Below are 18,955 nucleotides of genomic sequence, written 5' to 3' on the forward strand. Positions count from 1 at the left end.
CCAAGGTCATGGTCGAGACGCAAACACCAGCCGCTCAGCCGAACGAGGTGAGCGCGCCGCGCTCGTCGAAGCGGGCCGTGCCCGCCCAGGCGATCTCCCAGCGGTTGCCTTCCGGGTCTGCGATGTAACCGGAGCGCCCACCCCAGGCCCGATCGGTCGGCGCCGCCACCACCGTCGCGCCCGCCTCGACGGCCGCGGCGAAGGCCGTGTCGACCTCCTCGCGGCTGTCGACATTGCAGGCCAGGGTGACGCCCGACCAGCCACCGGCCGGGGCGGGCACGCCCGGCGCCGCCTCGGCGGCCAGCTCCGGCAGCGGGTAGAGCGCGAACAGGACACCACCGAGCAGGAAGGCCGACCAACCATCGTCGCTGGCCGGCAGCTCAGGCCACCCCAGTGACCGGTAGTACGACCGCAACGCCGCGATGTCGCGTGCTCCCACCGTGACCACGGACAGTCGGGAGGGGACAGTGCTCATCAGCTGATCCTGCCTGAGGCGTACAACACTGTGCTGACGGACTCGCCCGGCTCGGTGCCCGCGCGGGCGACGACCTCGCCCTGCGGCGTCCACACCCCCGACCGTCCGGCCGCCTCGGTGTAGCCACCGCCGGTCGAACCGGCGAAACTCGCCACTGCCACCCAGACCCGGTGGGCGGTGGCGATCCGGTGCGCCCGCTGGTCCGTCACGGCGGCGTCGCGCGCGGACTCCAGGACACCCGCCGCGTAGACGTCGATCCCGAGCGCCGCGGTCCGCTCCGCGTGGGCGGCGACCCCGGTGTCCTTGCAGATCGCCAACCCCACCCGCCAACCGTCCACATCGAGCACGACCGGCGCATCGCCCGGCCGGAACCGGCGGGCCTCCGCGTCCCCCAGCCACATCTTCCGGTACGCCACGGTCGCACCGGCCCCGGTCACCGCCAGCACCGCGATGTGATCACCCGCGACCGGTGCACCGGCCAGGGCCAGCGCGCCCACCTCGCCGCACGCCTCGACCAACGGCGCCAACCGCGGGTCATCGGACGACACGACCGGGGCGTCCAACTCGTACCCGGTCAGCGACAGTTCCGGAAAGACCACCACCCGGGCACCCGCCGCACGGACCGCGGCGGCGTGCGCCCGCGCGTTCGCCGCGACATCCAGGGGTACGCACAGCGGCTGCGCCACCGCGAGCCGTAGCGGGGTGCGGGTTTCCGCACCCCCGCCCGTGGGGTCCACCCGCGCGGCCGGGCGGTCAGCCTCATGGTCGGCTCTCAGGATCACTTCGTAACGTGGGCGCATGATTCGAACGTCCCACGCCGTGCTCGCCACCGGAACCCCCACCGCTGCGGCCGAACCACCCCAGGATGGGATGGTCGGCTACGTCAGTGACCTGGTGGAACGACTCGGTGGGCCGGGTGCCGGCCTGGCGGTGGCGCTGGAGAACCTGTTTCCGCCGATCCCCAGCGAGGTGATCCTGCCGCTGGCCGGGTTCGTCGCCGCCCAGGGGCGGATCAGCCTGATCGGTGCGATCTTCTGGACCACACTGGGCTCGGTGGTGGGCGCGCTGGCGCTCTATCTGATCGGGGCGTCGCTGGGCCGGGACCGGATGCGCGCCATCGTGGCCCGACTGCCGCTGGTGAAGCTCACCGACGTGGACCGGACCGAGGCGTGGTTCCTCCGGCACGGCGTGAAGGCGGTCTTCTTCGGCCGCATGATCCCGATCTTTCGGAGTCTGATCTCCATCCCGGCCGGCGTGGAACGGATGCCCGTCGCCACGTTCCTGCTCTACACCACGCTGGGCAGCCTGATCTGGAACACGACCTTCGTGCTCGCGGGCTACCTGCTCGGCGACAACTGGCATCTCGTCGAGGGGTACGTCGGCATACTCCAGAACGTCGTGATCGTGGCCTGCGTGGCGGGCCTGGCCTGGTTCGTCGGGTCGCGCGTGCTGCGGGCACGGCGCGCCGCCCGTAACCCCGAATCGGACGACCTCGACTCGGGCCGGTCATCGGGTGTGCCCGGTGGGGTCGGTTCCGGTGGTGGCTTTGATTCTGATGGCGGGTCCGGTTCGGGTGGCGGCTTCGGTTCCGGCGGCGGTTACGGGGCCGATGGTGGGTTTGGCGTGGATCGTGGGGTTGCGGCTGGCGGTGGTGTGCCGGATCCGGGTGGTCGCGGCACGCTCTACCGCAGCGGTTCGTGGGGCTCCGACCAGGGGTAGGGCCGGTTTCGCTGAATCGGTTGCGATTCTGGTCTTTCCAGAACGTCTGCCTCGAACGGTTTCGCTTGCCGGCGAGGTGACCTTTCCGGGCCGCGATGGATTCGTCCCGTGACTCAAGGGCCCGGTTGGGGTGATTGTCCGATCCGGGCGGCCCTGGCACTGACGCCCTTGAACTTGATCGACTCGGTCTTCGTGAAGTCGGGGCATCCAGACGTCTTGGATGCCCCGACTTCCTTGAAGCCCGAGTGGATCATGCCTGGCCGAGTGGATCATGCCTGGCCGAGTGGATCAGCCCGGCCGGGGTGGATCATGCCTGGCCGGGGTGGTTCGTGACCGCCGGAGTGGGGGGCTTTGGGTGATTGCCGGTTCCGGAGGCTCCGTGGGCTGTGACCGCTGCACCCGTCGGTCGGAATGATGGCCGGGGCGGGGTCGTTACACACTCTGACGATCGCAGGACCACCGCCTCACCGCCCCGCCCAACCGGGGTTGGAACAGCTGGTAGCGGGGTTGGAATGCCGACCCGGCCCGCATCGTTGAAGCCTCCTCAGCGCCCCGCTCCATCGGGTGCGACGGAATGGCCCGGCCTGCGGAATGACCCCGGGCCCCCCGGTCGTTGCAGTCCCCACGAGCGACCACCCGAGCACCGCTTCACCCGAGCGGACGTCGGTGGATGAGCCCACCGGGGAATGACCCCCGACCCCCGGTCGTTACACATGAACCTGGCGCCCGAGCCCCGCTCGCAGGCCGCCGACCCGGCCCCCGCAAGCCCTCCGGCTTAACTGGTGCCGATCTCCCCCAGACTTTTCCCCTTGATTGATGCAGCGCCGGACGAGGTGCTCACACCCTTGTGTCGCCGACCCCCCTTGGCGGTGCGGGTGTTCCTACCCCCGAAGGAGCTACCCCCATGAACACGATCTTCCGTAAGAGCATGTTGTCTGTTGCTGGTCTCGCGTTCGCCGGTGGTGTCTTCGCCGGCCCGATCGCCGCCCACGCTGCCAGCCCGGCCGTGGATGGCAAGCCGGTGGCGGTGGCGGTGCAGTCGGCCGCCCCGAAGCCCCAGGGCGAGCAGTCCCACATCACGTTGAATGATGAGCAGACCGCGAACGTCAAGGCGATCATCGCCGCGACGAAGAAGGCCGGCCTGCCCGAGCGCGCCGCGGTCATCTCGATCGCGACGAGCCTGCAGGAGTCGAAGCTGGAGAACCTGGGCCACCTCGGCGACGCCAATGACCATGACTCGCTGGGCCTGTTCCAGCAGCGCCCGTCCAGTGGTTGGGGTACGCCGGAGCAGATCACCGACCCCGCCTACTCCACCACCGCGTTCCTCAAGGGCCTGCGCCAGGTTGACGGGTGGCAGGACATGGCGCTGACCGACGCCGCGCAGACCGTCCAGGTGTCGGCGTACCCCGACGCCTACGCCCAGTGGGAGCAGCAGGCCACCGACCTGGTCGGCCAGTACTGGAACAGCTGACACCAACACGAACACTGAACGACCCGACCGCTGGCCGGCACCCTAACCCGGGGTGCCGGCCAGCGGCCTATCCGTACCTCGCACGTCGCGGCTCGAGACGGGTCGGGTCGGGTCGGGTCGGGTCGGTCGATCATGGACTTGTGGTGCCGGGCTGAGGATGGTTCGGGTGGTCTTGTCCAGCACCACAACTCCTTGATCGACCCAAGCGGCCGGGGCGGGCCCGCCCGGGCCAGTCCGCCCGGGCCGGACGGGGCTCGGGCAGGAAAGCGGGAACACGGGCGGGGGTTGGTTGGTTGTGGTCAGTGTCGGTGTGACTCAGTGTCCCCGGGCCTCACCTAATATCGCCTTCGCGGAATACCGTTCGGCTGGAGCCGCGTCGCGCCACTCGCCGAGAGGCGACCTGCGCACCGACACCAGCGCCGCCCCCGAGCCCACAAGGCCGGGGGCGGCGCTGTCTGTGCCCATGGATCAGTCAGTCGGCGGCACAATGCTCGGATGACCGAGCCGCAGCCATGGTCCGAGCAGCCGGGCGTACTCGTACTCCCCAGCGGGGCGACGGTGCGCGGGCGCCGCATCGGTGCGGTGACCTCGCCTGCCGACTTCGCCCTGCTGTTGGCGTCTGGTCCGGAGCCGACCTGGCCGCACCGGAAGATCCGGTGGCCCGATTTCTGGGTACCGCTCGATCGGGCGGACGCCCTCGATGCCCTACGGGTGGCGCTGCTGCGGGCGCACGACGGTGAGCGCGTCGAGGTGGCCTGTCGGGGTGGGGTGGGGCGCACCGGAACGGCGTTGGCCGCGCTGGCGATCCTCGACGGCCTGCCTGCCGACCGGGCGGTGCTGTGGGTCCGGGCGGGCTACCACCCGAAGGCGGTGGAGACTCCCTGGCAGCGACGCTGGCTGCGCCGAGTGGTCTGACCGCCGCGGCCATCGGCCAAGGCGTAGCCCACCACCGCCCGCCCGACCACCCGGCCCTCGACCGCCCGCAGCCGCGCCGCCCACCGCGAGCCGGCTGACCGTCGGGTCGCGCGCCTAGGCGACCGCTGCCGCCTCGCCGACGTACTCGCGCAGGTGGGTGGCGGTGAGGGTGTCGCCGTGGGCTACCAGTTCGGCGGGTGTGCCGGTGAAGACGATTCGGCCGCCGTCGTGCCCGGCGCCCGGGCCGAGGTCGACGAGCCAGTCGGCGTGCGCCATGACCGCCTGGTGGTGCTCGATGACGATCACCGTGTTGCCGGCGTCGACCATCCGGTCGAGCAGGGCCAGCAACTGGTCCACGTCGGCGAGGTGCAGGCCGGTGGTGGGTTCGTCCAGCACGTACGTGGTGGTCTTCTCCGCCAGGTGGATGGCGAGCTTGAGTCGCTGCCGTTCCCCGCCGGACAGGGTGGTCAGCGGCTGGCCGAGGCTGAGGTATCCGAGGCCGACGTCGACCAGCCGGCCGAGGATGAGGTGCGGAAAGAAGGCGTGCGCCTCGGTGACCGACATGGCCAGCACCTCGCTGATGTTCTTGCCGCGCAGCGTGTACGTGAGCACCTCGTCGGTGAAGCGTCGCCCCTCGCACCGTTCGCAGACGCTCGCGACGCCGGCCATCATCGCCAGGTCCGTGTAGATCAGCCCGATTCCCTTGCAGGCCGGGCAGGCGCCCTCGGAGTTGGCGCTGAACAGGGCGGCCTTGACGCCGTTGGCCTTGGCGAAGGCGGTACGGATCGGGTCGAGCAGCCCGCTGTAGGTGGCCGGGTTGCTGCGTCGGGACCCCCGGATCGGGGACTGGTCCACGATCACGACCCCGGACCGGCCGCGCAGCGACCCGTGGATCAGTGAGCTCTTGCCGGAGCCGGCGACTCCGGTGACCACGGTGAGCACCCCGAGTGGGATGTCCACGTCCACGTCGCGAAGGTTGTGCAGGTCGGCTTGGCGGATGGTGAGCTGCCCGGTGGGTTGGCGCGTCTCGTCGCGGAGGGTCACCCGGTGGTCCAGGTGCCGGCCGGTGAGCGTGTCGGAGCGGCGCAGTCCGGGGACGTCGCCGGTGAAGCAGATCCGGCCACCGTCGGTGCCGGCTCCCGGCCCGAGGTCGACCACGTGGTCGGCGATCGTGATGGTCTCCGGCTTGTGCTCGACCACCAGCACGGTGTTGCCCTTGTCGCGCAACCGCAGCAGCAGGTCGTTCATCCGGGCGATGTCGTGCGGGTGCAGGCCGACTGTGGGTTCGTCGAAGACGTACGTGACGTCGGAGAGGCTGGAGCCGAGGTGCCGGACCATCTTCACCCGTTGAGCTTCACCGCCGGAGAGGGTGGCCGACTCCCGGTCCAGGCTGAGGTAGCCCAACCCGATCTCGACCAGGGACTCCAGCAGGTCCCGGAGGTTGGCGATCAGTGGTGCGACCCCGGGGTCGTCGATGCCTCGGACGAACGTCGCGAGGTCGCTGATCTGCATGGCCGAGCAGTCGGCGATGTTGTGTCCGGCGATCCGCGATGACAGGGCCGCCGCGTTGAGTCGGGTGCCGGCGCAGTCGCCGCAGGTGGTGAAGGTGACGGCCCGGTCGACGAAGGCGCGGATGTGCGGTTGCATCGACTCGCGGTCCTTGGTCAGGAGGAGCCGCTTGACCTTGACGGCCAGACCCTCGTACGTCCAGTTGTTGCTCCCCACCTTGATCTTGGTGGCCGGCTTGTGGAGGAAGTCCTCCCACTGTTGGGGGGTGAAGTCCTGCAGCTTGACGTCCGGGTCGAACATGCCGGAGCCGACGATGGTCTGCCAGTACCAGGAGTCGACAGCGAAGTTCGGCACGGTGATCGCGCCGTCGTTGAGGGAGCGCTCCACGTCCACCAACTCGTTGATGTCGAGGTCGGAGACGCGGCCCAGCCCTTCACAGGTGGTGCACATGCCCTCGGGCAGGTTGAAGCTGAACGCCCCGGCGCCGCCGATCGACGGCTGGCCGAGCCGGCTGAAGAGGATCCGCAGCATCGCGTACGCGTCTGTGGCGGTGCCGACGGTGGAGCGGGAGTTGACGCCCATCCGCTCCTGGTCGACGACGATGGCCGCGCTGAGGTTGCGCAGCGAGTCGACGTCCGGCCGGTTGAGGTTCGGCATGAACGACTGGAGGAACGCGCTGTAGGTCTCGTTGATCATGCGCTGGGACTCGGCGGCGATGGTGCCGAAGACCAGCGACGACTTGCCCGATCCGGAGACACCGGTGAAGACGGTCAACCGGCGCTTGGGGATGTCGACCGAGACGCTGGCGAGATTGTTCTCCCGCGCTCCGCGTACCTCGATCATGTCGTGGCTGTCGGCGGCGGACCATGCTGGCTGCGACATGCGAACCCTTCACAGAGTCGTGGCGGGACTCTTTCCCCCGCGATGCTGGCGGGTTCCATTGTCTCATTCATCACCACGTAGAGACTTTTGCCGGAATTGGAGCGCTCGCGTCAGCAGCACGTCCCGGAAAGTCTCAAATCACGTCGTAAGCGGTAGGGTGGCTCGCGTGGACGGCACCCGGGAGAGTCGGCTGCGCGCCGTCGACCTGGCGGCCACCGTGGGGATCTCGGTGCAGCAGGTGCGCAACTACGTCGAGTCGGGGGTGCTGCCGCCGGCGGGGCGCACCGCGAGCGGCTACCGGATTTTCACGACCGAGCACGCCCGGGCGCTCACCGTGGCGCGGCGGTTGGCCGAGGGGCACGGCTGGAGTCGTACCCGGGAGATCATGTCGGCGGTGCACGGGGGTGACCTGCCGGCGGCCCTCGCGGCGCTCGACGGCGGTCACGCCGAACTGGACCGCGAACGCGCCGAGATCCGCCGGGTGCTCGGCGCGTTCGAGACCGTGCTGGCCAGCCCACCGGCGGCCCGGCCCGCACCACGCCGCGCCGCCCGCATCGGCGAGGTCGCCGCCCTGGTCGGCGTCCGGACCTCGCAGCTACGGCTGTGGGAGCAGCGCGGGCTGCTGCGGCCGCGCCGCACGCCGGGCACCAACTACCGGGTGTACGACGAGGCCGAGCTGCGTGCCGCGCAGGTCATCGCGTTGCTGCGCCGAGGTGCGTACCCGTTCGAGATCATCGAGGCGGTGCTGGGGGAGTTGCGGACCACCGGGAGCCCGCAGCGGGTCCGCGCGGAGCTTGCCCGCCGTGAGCAGGAGCTGCACGCGCGCAGTCTGCGCCGGCTGCGGGGCAGTGCCGCCCTGGACGACTACCTGCGCGCTCGCGAGGAGGCGGGCCGACCGACCGCGGCAACCCGTCCCGCCGGAGGATCTTGTTGACTAGGGTCGGGCACATGAGGACTGCGCTGCTGGCGGCCACCGCGTCCGCCGTTCTGCTCGCTCCCGCGCCGGTCGCCTCCGCCGGAGCGTCCGCCGCGCCGGTCGTGCGGTGCCCCCGCGCGCCGGCGCCGGGGGTGTCCCGCCCGCCCCGACCCTCGCCCCCGCCCGGCGTGCCCGAGCAGCGGGTGGTCGGCGGCGCGGCGCTGGACACGACCGGCCTGGTCGCGCCGGCCGGCGTCAGCGCGCCACCGGGGGTCAGCGCCACCTCGTGGCTGATCGCCGACCTGGACAGCGGCCAGATCCTCGGCGGGTGCGGCCCCCACGAGTACGGCACCCCGGCCAGCGTGCAGAAGCTCCTGCTCGCGGCCACGATGCTGCCCCGGCTCGACCCGAAGCAGACGGTCACCGTCACCGAGGATGACATGAACATCGAGCCCGGCTCCTCGGCCGTGGGTCTCGTAGCGGGCGGCCGGTACACCATCGAGACCATCTGGCTCGGGTTGCTGCTCAACTCCGGCAACGAGGCCGCCAACGCGCTGGCCCGACTCGGCAGCGGGACCGACAGCGCCGCCGGCGTACGCGCCATGAACGAGCACGCACACCATCTCGGCGCGCTCCAGACGCACGCGGTAACCCCGTCCGGGCTGGATGGCCGGGGGCAGTTCACCAGCGCGTACGACCTGGCGTTGATCGCCCGGGCCTGCTTCGCCGATCCGACCTTCCGCCGGTACGCGCTGACCGAGCACACGCGGATTCCCGTCCAGCCGGCGCAGCGCACCAAGGGTTTCGAGATCCAGAACGAGAACCAGCTCATCTACCGGTACCCGGGAGCGCTCGGCGGCAAGACCGGCTTCACCGACCTCGCGCGCCACACCTACGTGGGCGCGGCGGAACGCGGCGGGCGACGCCTGGTGGTGACATTGCTGGGCGCGGAGTCCACGCCCATGCGCGGTTGGGAGCAGGGCGCCGCCCTGCTGGACTGGGGTTTCACGCTGCCCCGGGACGCCTCCGTCGGCCGGCTGGTGGAGCCGGGTGAGTTGACCGCGACGCCGTCGGCTGCGCCGTCCGCGCTGGCGGCACCGGGTGCGCCTCGACCGGCGGCAGCCAGCGGGCCGACGCGTACCGGCTCGGGTTGGCTCTGGTCGGTGACCGCGGTGAGCGCCGCGGGTGTGGTGATGCTGCTGGGCGGGCTGCTGTGGCGCCGCCGCCGTCGGCTGCCCTGACGGATCGACATCCGGCGCTGCCCTCCATAGACTCCGGTCGTTCTGGCACCACGAGTCCAGGAGGAACCCTGTGTCGAGTGAACTCCCACCGCGCCCCGGCGTGGCGGCACCCCGCCGACCGGTGCGCGCCCTGACCCGCCTCGCGGGGGTGACAGTGCTCGCCGGGGCGCTGGTCGTCGGCGCGTCCGCCGCCGCGGTCGCCGCGCCGGGCCCGTCGGGCGATGCGGTCGCCGCGTCCGCCGCGCCGCCCACCGCTGCCGACACCGCCACCCGACCGCCGCGCACCACCCACGGCCCCTGCGCGTACACCGAGACGCCGGACGAGCCCGCGGCCCGGCCGGTGCCGCTGCCGCCCGACCCGCGACGCACGCCGGCGCGGGGCACCGTCCGGGTGACACTGGCGACCAACCACGGGCCGATCGGGCTGACCCTCGACCGGGCAGCCGCGCCGTGCACCGTGCAGAGTTTCCTGCACCTGGTGGGCAAGCGCTTCTACGACCGCACCCCGTGCCACCGGCTCACCGCGTACCCGACGTTGAGCGTGCTGCAGTGCGGTGACCCGTCGGGCACCGGCGAGGGGGGCCCGGGCTACCGGTACCGCGACGAGCTGCCGACCGACCTGCCGCCGGCGCCCACCGACCCGACCGGGGAACGTCGGGTGTACGCCCGGGGCGTGCTGGCCATGGCCAACGCCGGGCCGGACACCAACGGCAGCCAGTTCTTCCTGGTCTACGCCAACTCGGCGCTGCGCCCCAACTACACGATCTTCGGCGAGGTCGACGCGGCCGGCCTGGCCACGCTGGACCGGATCGCGGCCGGGGGAGTGGCGCCGACCGCCGAGGACCCGGCACCCGTCGACGGCGCGCCCGCGCTGCCGGTGACCATCCGCAAGGCCGTCCGCACGCACCACCACCACTGACGGCGCGGCGCGGTGGGTGACCCTCGGTCGCTCACCGCGCCGTACGGTCGACTGGCGTCAGCCGCGCAGCGCCGGAATTCCCGGAAGTGGATCGGAAGTGGTCCAACCGGATTCCGACGCAGTTCCGACCGTCACGACGGGTCGGGCGACCCGGTCGGCGGGGCGGCGGTGCTGTCGCGGACGACCAGTTCGGTGGCCAGCTCCACCCGGGGCGAGTCGATGCCCTCGCCCTGGGACAGGCGCAGCACGGTTCGTGCCGCCAACCGTCCCATCTCGACCAACGGTTGGCGCACGGTGGTCAGCGGTGGGGACGCCCAGCGGGCCTCCGGCAGATCGTCGAAGCCGACGACGCTCACGTCGTCCGGGACTCGCAGCCCCCGACGCCGGATGGCCTCGTAGACGCCGAAGGCCATCTGGTCGCTGGAGGCGAAGATGCCGGTCGGCGGGTCGGCGAGGTCGAGCAGCGCGGTGCCGCCGGAGAACCCGGAGGCGTGGTAGAAATCGCCCGGGTAGATCAGCTTGTCGTCCACCGGCACACCGGCGGCCTCCAACCCGGCCCGGTAACCGTCGAGCCGGGCGCGGCTGCACAGCAGATGCGTCGGCCCGGCCACGAAGCCGATGCGGCGGTGCCCGATCGACAGCAGGTGTTCGGTCGCGGCGAGACCACCGGCCCAGTTGGTCGCCCCGATGGTCGGCACGTCCATGGCCGGCACGCCGGCCGGGTCGACGACCACCACCGGCACGTTGAGGCGACGTAGTTGCGCGTGCAGCGGCGGGCTCAGGTGGGAGGTCACGAAGATGACGCCGTCGGTGGCCCGGGTGCGCAGATTCTGCAGCCACTGCCGGGCCGCGGTGGGCTGCCGGTGGATCGCGGAGACCACGGTGCCGAGGCCCGCGCCGTGCCCGACATCCTCCACACCCCGGATGATTTCCACAGCCCAGGGGCTGTCCAGGTCGTTGAAGACCAGGTCGACGAGGCCGGCGCGGCGCACGCTGCGGCTGGTGCGCCGCCGGTAGCCGTGGTGGCGCAGCAACTCCTCGACCCGCTCCCGGGTGCCGGGGGCCACATCGGAGCGACCGTTGAGCACCCGTGACACGGTCGGCACCGACACCCCGGCCTCCCGTGCGATCGCGGTGATGGTCACCCTGCGTCCGTCGTCCGCGCCCACCCGCGTCTCCTTCACCGAGCCGGAGGAACGACCACAAGACGTCGTCCACCGTGTGTCCCGAAACGGCGTGCCCGTTCCACGCGTCATCTTGCCTCACGGGAGGGGGTTCACGACATTCCAGGTGAGTGCTGATGATCACCGAAGTTGCGGAAATCTTCCGGAAAAGCCAGTGGATCATGTCCTGTTGCCACGGCGGCCCGAGCGTGGCTGATAGACAGGGTCGGTGGCTAACCGCATCGGGGTCGTGCTCGCGCTCGCCGCGCTGCTCGGGGGCTGTTCGCGGCCGGAGCCCCGCCCCGCGCCGGTCGCGTCGCAGCCGACCTCGGTGAGCCCCTCGCCGACCCCGGCATCGGTGAGCCCGCCGACGCCGACCACCGGCGAGCGGCTGCCGGGGTTCGTGGTCCTGACCGACCTCGACCCGCGCATCCACGCCGACATCCGCTACGCGACACCGCACAACTTCGTCGGCCGCCCGATCGCCGGTTACCCCGAGCCGCTGTGCCTGCTCACCCGGGAGGCGGCCGAGGCGTTGCGCCGCGTGCAGGACGCCGCGCTGGCCGGTGGGCACAGCCTCAAGGTGTACGACTGCTATCGCCCGCAGCCGGCCGTGGACGACTTCGTCGCCTGGTCGAAGCGCCCCGACGAGCAGCAGACCAAGGCCGAGTTCTACCCGGACGTGGCCAAGAACCGGCTCTTCGCCGAGGGGTACATCGGGGCACCCACCGCGCACAGTCGAGGCAGCACCGTGGACCTGACCCTGGTCGACGAACCGGCCGCCAGCCAACCCCCGTACCGGGTCGGGCAACCCCTGGTCGCCTGCACCGCGCCCCGGGGGCAGCGCTTCGCTGACAACAGCATCGACATGGGTACGGGCTTCGACTGTTTCGACTCCCGCGCGCACACCGCCGACCCCCGGATCACCGGGACGGCGCGCGACAACCGCCGGTTGTTGCAGCGGCTGATGACCGACGCCGGGTTCGTCAACTACGACCGCGAGTGGTGGCACTACAGCCTGCGCGACGAGCCGTACCCGGACACCTTCTTCACCGCGCCGGTCGCCCGCTCGTCGGTCGGCTGACGGGAGGACCCGGCTCCATCGCCCCCGGTGCCCAGAGTGCATGATCACTGGAATGACCACCGAACGGATCGGCCCCCCGCTCACCGGCGACGAGCGGGAGACGCTGCGCGCCTTCCTCGACTTCCACCGCGCGACGCTGGCACTCAAGTGCGACGGCCTCTCCGACGAGGAGTTGCGCCGGCAGTCGATGCCGCCCTCCACGCTCTCTCTGCTGGGTCTGGTGCGGCACATGGCCGAGGTGGAACGCGCCTGGTTCCGGCGGATCATCGACCGCGAGGACGTCCCGCTGGTCTGGTCGGAAACCGGCGACTTCCAGCAGGCGTACGACGCCAGCTCCGCCACCCGCGCCGAAGCATTCAACGCCTGGGAGCGCGAGGTCGAGCACGCCCAACGGATCGAGCGGGCGGCCGCGTCGCTCGACGTGACCGGCCACAACGTCCGTTCCGGCGAGACCGTGTCGCTGCGGCTGGTGATGCTGCACCTGATCCACGAGTACGCCCGCCACAACGGTCACGCCGACCTCCTCCGCGAGGGCGTCGACGGCACCGTCGGCGTCTAGCCCGCCAGAGGGCTGGTCAGGTCCAGTAGAGGATGCGGCAGGCCGGTACGCGGGCGGCCAGCTCGGCGGTGAACCACTCGCGCAGCTCGGCCATCGTGTCCCGGGGGTAGACGTACTTGATCGCGCCGAACTTGCCGTGTTTGCGGGTGCGGGACTCCTCGTCCATCTCCAGCCGGGTCCGGGGGTACCAGCCGAGCAGCACCTCCTTGCTGCCCGGGGTGAACCGGTGGGTGATCAGCTCGGCGGTCAGGTCCAGCTCGGGGACCCCGTCGACCGCCGCGCGGACCTGGTCGAGCAACTCTCCGTAGCGTTCCCGCCAGTCGGGCAGCGCGATGATCGGCGCGATGGTCAGCCCGACCGGGTAGCCGTCGAGCGCGAGCCGGCGCAGCGCCGCCAGGCGGTCCGGCACCCGGGCGGTGCCGCCCTCGAACCGAACGCTCACCGGGGCGCAGTTGACGCTGAACCGGACCCTGGTCCGGCCGGAGTGCGGCAGCCCGACGAAGGTGCCCACGTCGGCGTACTTGGTGGTCCAGCGCAGTTGCACGGGCGCGTCCCAGTCGGCGAAGTGCTGCACCGCCCGCCGCCAGCTCCCGGTCAGGTGCTCCAGGGCGAGCGGGTCGGTGTAGCAGGACGCCTCGAAGGTGGTGCCCTCGTCGGCGCGTCGCGCGTTGCGACTGGTCACCGTCCCCCGGCCGGCGTACGCGGCGAGCCCGTCCAGGATGTCGTCGAGGTCCGCGTACACCCGGGTGACCGGCGGGCCGGACAGTGATCCGGCGAGGTAGCAGTACTGGCAGTGCGCCGGGCAGCCCTCGGCGAGGTCGACCCGCCAGTCGGCGCTGGGCGCGATGGGTTGCAGGTCGCGCCGCGACGGTGGGCTCACCACGATCGCCATGGTCGCCTTCGCCCGGGCGTACGTCTCCCGGTCGGTCTGCCCGCGTACCCCGGTGAGCCGGTTGGCCCGCAGGCGTTCCACCTCGATGCCCTGCGCCTGCACCCGCTCGACGATCCGTTGGCCGTGCGGGTGGTCGAGGGCGTCCGGGGTGGCCACCACCCGGCTCGGGGTCCAGCGGCGCGCCGGCCGGGCCGCTGGGGCGAGGCCGGCCAGGTCGTGAATCGGCACCCGCTCACCGCTGGCGTCGTGCGGAGCGGCGGGCAGGTCCACGGCGAGCGGTTGGTCGACGTCGACCGCGTCCGGGCTGGTCATCCGGCTGGGGTACCCGTTGCCGCAGGAATCCCACCCGGATCGGTCGGGTCGCGATTGACGACACCGGAGAGGCGACATAATCTTTCGTCTATCTGTAAGGCTTGTGAACAGAAGCAGGTCGACGCGGCGGCGCGCGTCCCCACCGAAGGGACGATCAGGTGATCGCAGAACTCTCCTCCCGTACCAGACGGATCGTGTCGCTGTTCGTCGCACTGCTGGTCGCGCTGAGCGCCGGCCTCGCGGTCAACGCCTCGCGTGCCGCGCAGGCCGCGCCGACGTTCAAGGTCCTGGCCTTCTACAACGGCACCTGGGACGCCGCGCACATCGACTTCGTCAAGGACGCCCGGGCCTGGTTCCCGCAGGCCGCCGCCCAGTACGGCTTCTCCTGGGAGGCCACCAACAACTGGGGCCTGCTGAACACCGCGAACCTGGCCCAGTACAAGGTCGTCATGTTCCTGGACGACGCGCCGCCCACCGCGCAGCGTGCCGCGTTCCAGCAGTACATGCAGAACGGCGGCGCGTGGCTGGGCTTCCACGTCAGCGCGTGGACCGACAACCCGTCGAGCTGGAGCTGGTACTACAACACCTTCCTCGGCACCGGCGCGTTCCAGACGAACACCTGGGGACCCACCCGGGTCACGATGCGCGCCGACAACCGCACCCACGCCGCCACCCGGAACCTCCCGGCGACCTTCCCGTCGTCGATCAGCGAGTGGTATTCCTGGAGCAACGACCTGCGGCAGAACCCCAACATCGACATCCTCGCCTCGGTCGACCCGTCCAGCTTCCCGGTCGGCACCGACCCCAACCAGTCCTGGTACGGCGGCTACTACCCGCTGGTCTGGAGCAACCGGCAGTACAAGATGCTCTACGCCAACTTCGGGCACAACGCGATGAACTACAACACCAACACCGGGCTGTCGTCCACCTTCGACAGCGCCCAGCAGAACCAGCTGCTGATCGACGGGCTGCACTGGCTCGCCGGCACCGGCACCGTCCCCCCGACGACGCCCCCGCCGACCGGCGGCCCGATCTCGCCCACCGCCTGGCACACGGTGGTCAACCGGGGCAGCGGCAAGTGCGTCGACGCCCGGGCCGCCGCCAGCGCGAACGGCACCGCCATCCAGCAGTACGCCTGCAACGGCAGCGCCGCCCAGCAGTACCAGTTCGCGCCGACCAGCGGCGGCTACCTGCGGGTCAACAACCGCAACAACAGCGCGCAGGTGCTCGACGTGACCAACGTGTCGACCGCAGACTCCGCGCCGATCCAGCTCTGGTCCTACAGCGGCGGCAACAACCAGCAGTGGCGGGCCGAATCCGAGGGCGGCGGCTACTACCGCCTGGTCAACCGACTCAGTGGCAAGTGCCTCGACGTGCCGGCGGCGTCCACGGCGGACAGCGTCCAGCTCGTCCAGTACACCTGCAACGGCACCGCGGCGCAGTCCTTCCGGCTGGTGCCGCAGTCATAGCTCCACTGCCGCGTCCGCGCCGGGGTGAACCGCGATTCGCCCCGGCGCGGGACCGGCGGCCCGACCGAACCGGGCGGCGACGTCGCGGATGACGGCGCGCAGCTCCGGCGGGTCGACCACGTCGAAGTCGACAGCGAGGGTGCCGAGGAAGGCGGCCAGGTTGCCCAGCGACTCGCCGCCGGTGTGCAGCAGGCAGGTCTGCCCGTCGATCGCCTCCAGCAGGCCAGCCGTGGTCGGGATCCGTTGCGCCATCTGCTCGGCCGACGCGTGCAGGCGTACCCGTGCCGGGTGTGGCCAGGCGGTGGAGCCGACGCCGCGCAGCACGTGCGCGACCGCGTCGCCACCTGGCGGCTCCCGGGGTGTGAAGCGTGGGCCGCTCGGCACCCGGGGTCGGATCCGGTCGGCGCGGAAGGTGCGCCAGTCGGCCCGGTCGGTGTCCCAGCCCAGCAGGTACCACCGCCGCCCGGTGTAGACCAGCCGGTACGGCTCGACGTCGCGCACGCTGACCGTGCCGTCGTGTCCGGCGTAGTCGAACCGCAGCCGCTCCCGGTGATGCACCGCCGTGGAGACAGCGGTGAGGGTGTCGGCGTCCACGGTCGGGCCGCCGCCCGCGGCGGAGACCGTCGCCGTGCGCAGGGCGTCGACCCGGTGCCGCAGCCGCGACGGCAGCGACTGTTCCAGCTTCGCCAGCGCCCGCAGCGACGTCTCCTCGATACCCGTCACCGACCCGCCCGCCGCGGCCCGCAGCCCCACGGCCACCGCCACCGCCTCGTCGTCGTCGAGCAGCAGCGGCGGCAATGCCGACCCTGCGCCGAGCTGGTAGCCGCCGCCGACCCCGGGGTGCGACTCGATCCGGTAACCCAGCACCCGCAGCCGCTCCACGTCAGTGCGTACCGTGCGGGTGGTGACCGCCAGTCGTTCGGCCAACTCCGCGCCGGACCACTCCCGGCGGACCTGGAGGAGGGTCAGCAGCCGCAGCAGCCGCACGGAGGTCTCCACCATGGCGGCAAGTCTGCCAGCGGTCGCGGACGCTCATGGGAGCGCCGGTTATTCGGTTGCCCGACCCGACGACGGCCTGCTGAACTACCCGAAACCGCCACCAACCTCCAGGGAGCACCAATGCGCGCTGCGTCGATGTCCGACCAGAAGCGATCTGTCGCCTACCTGAAGGACCTGACGCTGCGTGAAAACCCTGAACCTCGGCATCCTGGCTCACGTCGATGCCGGTAAGACCAGCCTGACCGAGCGGCTGTTGCACGACGTCGGTGTGACCGACCAGCTCGGCCGGGTCGACGCAGGCAGCACCCAGACCGACACCCTGGCACTGGAACGGCAACGCGGCATCACCATCCGCTCGGCTGTCGTCTCCTTCGTCCTGGACGACGTGACAGTCAACCTGATCGACACGCCCGGTCACCCGGACTTCATCGCCGAGGTCGAGCGGGTGCTTGGTGTGCTCGACGGCGCGGTGCTGGTGATCTCCGCGGTGGAGGGGGTGCAGCCGCAGACCCGGGTGCTGATGCGGACCCTGCGCAGGCTGCGCATCCCGACGCTGATCTTCATCAACAAGGTCGACCGGGCCGGCGCGGACCCCGAGCGGGTTTTCCGGGCGGTCGCGGAGAAGCTCACGCCGGCCGTCGTGGCGATGGGCTCGGTGGCGGTGCCGGGGACCCGCGGCGCCTACTGCACGCCGTACGGCCCCACCGACCTCGCCTTCACCGACCGGCTGCTCGACCTGCTCACCGGGCAGGATGACGTGCTGCTCGCCGACTGGGTGGCGGACACGTCCTCGCTGCCGTACCCGCGGCTGCGCGCCGCGTTGGCGACGCGGACCGGCCGTGCGCTGGTGCAGCCCGTGTACGCCGGCTCGGCGATCACCGGTGCCGGGGTGGACGCGCTGATCGCCGGGATCACCGAACTGTTGCCCACCGTCCAGGGCGACGTCGACGCCCCGGTCTCCGGCACCGTGTTCGCCATCGAACGGGGCCCAGCCGGAGAGAAGATCGCCCTGGTCCGGCTCTTCGCCGGCACCATCCGGATTCGCGACCGGGTCCGCGTCGGGGCTGTCGACGCTGAACTGGTCACTGCCGTACGAGTCGTCGCCCATGGGGCCGACGTGGAGGCGTCGGCGGTCGGAGCCGGCCACATCGCCCGGTTGTGGGGCCTCAAGCACGCTCGGATTGGCGACCCGGTGGGCGTACCACCCGAACGTGGCGGCGCGGACCGCCACTTCGCGCCGCCCACCCTGGAGACCGTGGTGGTGCCGACGCGCCCCGGAGACCGTGTCGCGCTGCACGCCGCGCTGGTCCAGCTCGCTGAGCAGGACCCGCTGATCAACCTGCGGCAGGACGACCGGCGGCACGAGATCACCGTGTCGCTCTACGGCGAGGTGCAGAAGGAGGTCATCCAGGCCACCCTTGCCGACGACTTCGGCGTGGGGGTGACGTTCCGGGAGACCAGCACGGTGCACGTGGAGAGGGTGTGCGGCGTTGGTGAGGCGGTCGAGGTCATCGCGGTGGCGCCCAATCCGTTCCTGGCCACCGTCGGGCTGCGGGTCGCGCCGGCGCCGACCGGTGCCGGCGTGACTTTTCGGCTCGGCGTCGAGCTGGGTTCGATGCCACCGGCCTTCTTCACCGCTGTGGAGGAGACCGTGCGTCGAACCCTGCGCCAGGGCCTTCACGGGTGGGAGGTCCCCGACTGCGAGGTGACGATGACCCACGCCGGTTACTGGGCGCGGCAGAGCCATTCCCACGGCACCTTCGACAAGAGCATGTCCAGCACAGCGGGGGACTTCCGCAATCTCACCCCGTTGGTGCTGATGGCCGCACTCGCCCGCGCCGGCACCCGGGTCCACGAGCCGGTACACCGCTTCCGGCTGGAGGTGCCGGGTGACATCCTCGGCACGCTGCTGCCCGCGCTCACCCGGCTGGACGCGGTGCCGACCGACACCACCGGGCAGGGCGCGTCCTACCTGGTGCAGGGTGAGATCCCGGCCGGTCTGGTGCACGCGCTGGAGCGTCGCCTGCCTGCGCTGACCCGGGGGGAGGGCGTGCTGGAGACCGAGTTCGACTGCTACCGGCCGGTGCGTGGTCCCGCCCCCGTCCGGACCCGCTGGGACAACAATCCGCTGGATCGCAAGGAGTATCTGCTGGCGGTCGCGCGCCGGGTCGGCGGCCGGTAACGGCGATATCCATTGCGGACGCGCCGTGGCCCTCCTAGTCTCGTCCGTGCAAGCTCAACCGATCACACCCCGAGGGGAGTACGCCGTGCCGCGACGCACCCGCACCGATGCCGCCTCGCACCTGCTCCCCGTCGGCGCCGCTGTGCTCATCACCGCCAAAACCTGTGCCTGCCGCCCATTGCGGCGCATCGAGCTGGGGTGGCGCGACTGACGTCGACGCTGACGCGTCCGTCGGCCGCCCATCCCAC

Annotated in this window: 16 protein-coding genes; 10 read left to right on the top strand and 6 right to left on the bottom strand. The window is 71.4% G+C overall.

The window, feature by feature from the left end; translation table 11 throughout:
• Positions 1-34: 34 nt before the first annotated feature.
• Entirely contained in the window at positions 35-475 is a 441-nt protein-coding gene (locus KBX46_RS14420) for a VOC family protein (protein ID WP_210792883.1), read from the bottom strand.
• Positions 475-1,275, bottom strand: coding sequence for a carbon-nitrogen hydrolase family protein (locus KBX46_RS14425; protein ID WP_210792884.1), 801 nt, complete (start codon positions 1,273-1,275; stop codon positions 475-477). Before KBX46_RS14425 ends, KBX46_RS14420 begins: the two co-directional genes overlap by 1 nt.
• On the opposite strand from KBX46_RS14425, the gene KBX46_RS14430 reads away from it, so the two are divergent.
• From KBX46_RS14430 to KBX46_RS14440, 3 genes are all read left to right on the top strand, one after another.
• Positions 1,274-2,194: a DedA family protein gene (locus KBX46_RS14430; protein WP_374224974.1), complete on the top strand. Its 921-nt coding sequence runs from the start codon at positions 1,274-1,276 to the stop codon at positions 2,192-2,194. The two genes, KBX46_RS14425 and KBX46_RS14430, sit on opposite strands and share 2 nt — an antisense overlap.
• 904 nt (positions 2,195-3,098) lie before the next feature.
• Positions 3,099-3,665: a hypothetical protein gene (locus KBX46_RS14435; protein WP_210792885.1), complete on the top strand. Its 567-nt coding sequence runs from the start codon at positions 3,099-3,101 to the stop codon at positions 3,663-3,665.
• Positions 3,666-4,160: 495 nt separating this feature from the next.
• The gene (locus tag KBX46_RS14440) at positions 4,161-4,580 is read left to right on the top strand and encodes a protein-tyrosine phosphatase family protein (protein WP_210792886.1); all 420 of its coding nucleotides are present in this window, start codon (positions 4,161-4,163) and stop codon (positions 4,578-4,580) included.
• Positions 4,581-4,694: 114 nt separating this feature from the next.
• Here KBX46_RS14440 and KBX46_RS14445 read toward each other — a convergent pair whose 3' ends face one another.
• Positions 4,695-6,971 carry an excinuclease ABC subunit UvrA gene (locus KBX46_RS14445; RefSeq protein WP_210792887.1) on the bottom strand — a complete coding sequence of 759 codons (2,277 nt, stop codon included), beginning with the start codon at positions 6,969-6,971 and terminating at the stop codon, positions 4,695-4,697.
• Between the two features lie 166 nt (positions 6,972-7,137).
• Here KBX46_RS14445 and KBX46_RS14450 point away from each other — a divergent pair, with 166 nt between their 5' ends.
• From KBX46_RS14450 to KBX46_RS14460, 3 genes are all read left to right on the top strand, one after another.
• Positions 7,138-7,905 carry a MerR family transcriptional regulator gene (locus KBX46_RS14450; protein WP_210792888.1) on the top strand — a complete coding sequence of 256 codons (768 nt, stop codon included), beginning with the start codon at positions 7,138-7,140 and terminating at the stop codon, positions 7,903-7,905.
• A 14-nt stretch (positions 7,906-7,919) separates the two neighbouring features.
• Positions 7,920-9,128 (top strand): D-alanyl-D-alanine carboxypeptidase family protein, encoded by a 1,209-nt coding sequence (locus KBX46_RS14455; protein ID WP_210792889.1) that lies wholly within the window; start codon positions 7,920-7,922, stop codon positions 9,126-9,128.
• Positions 9,129-9,198: 70 nt separating this feature from the next.
• Positions 9,199-10,047 (top strand): peptidylprolyl isomerase, encoded by an 849-nt coding sequence (locus KBX46_RS14460; protein ID WP_308159516.1) that lies wholly within the window; start codon positions 9,199-9,201, stop codon positions 10,045-10,047.
• A 131-nt stretch (positions 10,048-10,178) separates the two neighbouring features.
• Here the strand turns inward: KBX46_RS14460 and KBX46_RS14465 are convergent, their stop codons facing one another.
• The gene (locus KBX46_RS14465) at positions 10,179-11,216 is read right to left on the bottom strand and encodes a LacI family DNA-binding transcriptional regulator (RefSeq protein ID WP_088951695.1); all 1,038 of its coding nucleotides are present in this window, start codon (positions 11,214-11,216) and stop codon (positions 10,179-10,181) included.
• Positions 11,217-11,439: 223 nt separating this feature from the next.
• Between KBX46_RS14465 and KBX46_RS14470 the strand changes: the two genes are divergently transcribed.
• Together KBX46_RS14470 and KBX46_RS14475 are read left to right on the top strand one after the other, a co-directional pair.
• Entirely contained in the window at positions 11,440-12,294 is an 855-nt protein-coding gene (locus KBX46_RS14470) for a M15 family metallopeptidase (RefSeq protein ID WP_308159517.1), read from the top strand.
• Between the two features lie 52 nt (positions 12,295-12,346).
• On the top strand, positions 12,347-12,853 hold the full coding sequence (locus tag KBX46_RS14475) for a DinB family protein (RefSeq protein ID WP_210792890.1): 507 nt from the start codon (positions 12,347-12,349) through the stop codon (positions 12,851-12,853).
• 16 nt (positions 12,854-12,869) lie between these two features.
• On the opposite strand, the gene KBX46_RS14480 is transcribed toward KBX46_RS14475, so the two are convergent.
• Complete coding sequence (locus KBX46_RS14480) at positions 12,870-14,057, bottom strand: spore photoproduct lyase family protein (protein ID WP_210792891.1); 1,188 nt, start codon at positions 14,055-14,057, stop codon at positions 12,870-12,872.
• A 158-nt stretch (positions 14,058-14,215) separates the two neighbouring features.
• Here KBX46_RS14480 and KBX46_RS14485 point away from each other — a divergent pair, with 158 nt between their 5' ends.
• Positions 14,216-15,526, top strand: coding sequence for an RICIN domain-containing protein (locus tag KBX46_RS14485; RefSeq protein WP_308159519.1), 1,311 nt, complete (start codon positions 14,216-14,218; stop codon positions 15,524-15,526).
• Here KBX46_RS14485 and KBX46_RS14490 read toward each other — a convergent pair.
• A complete protein-coding gene (locus tag KBX46_RS14490; protein WP_210792892.1) occupies positions 15,521-16,528 on the bottom strand; it encodes a YafY family protein in 1,008 nt (335 codons plus the stop codon). The two genes, KBX46_RS14485 and KBX46_RS14490, sit on opposite strands and share 6 nt — an antisense overlap.
• A 181-nt stretch (positions 16,529-16,709) precedes the next feature.
• On the opposite strand from KBX46_RS14490, the gene KBX46_RS14495 reads away from it, so the two are divergent.
• A complete protein-coding gene (locus KBX46_RS14495) occupies positions 16,710-18,707 on the top strand; it encodes a translation factor GTPase family protein (RefSeq protein ID WP_210792893.1) in 1,998 nt (665 codons plus the stop codon).
• Positions 18,708-18,955 lie beyond the last annotated feature (248 nt).

This window comes from Micromonospora sp. C81 (assembly GCF_018070425.1).
GTDB classification, from domain to species: Bacteria; Actinomycetota; Actinomycetes; order Mycobacteriales; family Micromonosporaceae; genus Micromonospora; species Micromonospora zamorensis.